Below are 2074 nucleotides of genomic sequence, written 5' to 3' on the forward strand. Positions count from 1 at the left end.
AGCCTGGTTTCGAGCGCCCAGTCGATCGCCAACCAGGTGTTGCAGACCCCGGTCGGCTATTCGACCAAGTCGAACGTCACCTCGGCCGCCATCACCGGTGCGACCGCCAACAACCTGCTCGGCCCCGGCACCAACAACACGGTCACCGGCACCGTGGTCAACAACAACCTGAGCACGCCGGTTGCGATCACGGCCGCCACCAAGCTGGTCACCGCGGCGAACTCCGACACGCTGGCTGCAACGCCTGCGAACGGTTCGTCCTTTACCGTCGATGGCAAGTCCATCACCTTCTCGACCGGTCAAACCACCGTTACCACCGACAGTAGCGGTAACGTCACGATCGGCGTCGGCGCGGGCAGCACGGCGACCGTTCAGACCGTCCTGAGCGCGATTGACGGCATCACCGGTACCTCGACGGCCTCGGTTGTCACCGCCGGCGCACTCGTGATCAGCACGGGGACGACGCAGCCTCTGGTCATCGCCGCTGGCGGCACCAGCGCGCTTGGTTCTTTCGGCCTGACCGCGGCGACGACGAACTTGACGCCTCCGGCGCTCCAGGGTGAGACGCTCACGATCGGCGCCACCGGCGGCGGTACGGCGACCAACATCACCTTCGGTACCGGCTCCGGACAGATCTCGACGTTGAACGCGCTCAATACGGCGCTGGCGGCCAACAACCTGCAAGCCACGCTCGATTCCTCGACCGGTGCGATCAACATCGTGACCTCGAACGATGCGGCCTCCTCGACGATCGGCACGATCGGCGGTACGGCTGCGGCTTCGGGTGCGGCCTTCCACGGCCTGACCGCCGCGGCTCCGGTCGCCGATCCGAACTCGCAAGCCACCCGCGACAGCCTGGTCGCGCAGTACAACAACGTGCTGCAGCAGATCAACACCACTGCCTCGGACTCTTCGTTCAACGGCGTCAACCTGTTGAACGGCGATACCCTGAAGCTGGTGTTCAACGAAACCGGCACCTCGACGCTGAGCATCACCGGCGTGACGTTCAACGGCGCGGGCCTTGGTCTGTCGAACCTGACGGCGGGCACGAGCTTCCTCGACAACAACTCGGCCAACACCGTGTTGTCGCAGCTCCAGAACGCCTCGACCACGCTGCGCGGTGAAGCGTCTACTCTCGGCTCGAACCTGTCGATCGTGCAGATCCGCCAGGACTTCAACAAGAACCTGATCAACGTGTTGCAGACCGGTGCGTCCAACCTGACGCTGGCCGATCCGAACCAGGAAGCGGCCAACAGCCAGGCGCTGTCGACCCGACAGTCGATCGCGGTCTCGGCGCTGGCACTCGCCAACCAGTCGCAGCAGAGCGTGCTCCAGCTCCTCCGCTGATCGAAAAGCTCAACAAAACCATCGAAACGGCGGGGGAAACCCCGCCGTTTTGCGTTGTGTCCCGAAAATGCCGGTCATTTCGGTCAGCAATTGTTATGCTTTACAGTTATGGTTAGCGTTTGGTGAAAACGGCGCACCGATTCAAAATCCATAGCAGGATCAAAGCGCTCGCTAGTTTTTTGCGAGAACGAAGCGGCCATTGCGCGCGGCTAGCGGCGTCTTGCGAGGCGAGGGCGCCGCTCATGGTTCATGTTTTCTTAGCCACTTACTTTCACCGTGCCGGGGTCGCCTGATCCTGAAAGGGCCGGGCTGCGTTTTGAGTTTCACACCAGAAAGGTATGAATTATGTCCGGTATCGTTCTTTCGGCGTCAGTCCGCCAAAACCTCCTTTCGTTGCAGTCGACTGCTTCGCTGCTCGCAACGACCCAGAATGACCTTGCCACCGGCAACGCGGTCAATTCGGCCCTCGACAATCCGACCAACTTCTTCACCGCTGCAGGCCTCAACAACCGCGCCAGCGACATATCGAACCTGCTCGACAGCATCGGCAACGGCGTGCAGGTGCTGCAGGCCGCCAACACCGGCATCACCTCGCTGCAAAGCCTGGTTTCGAGCGCCCAGTCGATCGCCAACCAGGTGTTGCAGACCCCGGTCGGCTATTCGACCAAGTCGAACGTCACCTCGGCCGCCATCACCGGTGCGACCGCCAACAACCTGCTCGGCCCCG

General features: G+C 62.4%; 1 protein-coding gene and 1 pseudogene. Both read left to right on the forward strand.

Going from position 1 to position 2074, the window contains the following annotated elements:
* Positions 1 to 1347 (forward strand): flagellin (locus tag WB528_RS17610; RefSeq protein WP_423889683.1); only part of this gene is annotated, 1347 nt, incomplete at its 5' end.
* 345 nt (positions 1348 to 1692) lie between these two features.
* Positions 1693 to 2074 (forward strand): annotated as a pseudogene (locus WB528_RS17615) (flagellin); the annotation flags it as partial.

It is taken from the genome of Bradyrhizobium sp. (assembly GCF_049586575.1).
Lineage (GTDB): Bacteria > Pseudomonadota > Alphaproteobacteria > Rhizobiales > Xanthobacteraceae > Bradyrhizobium.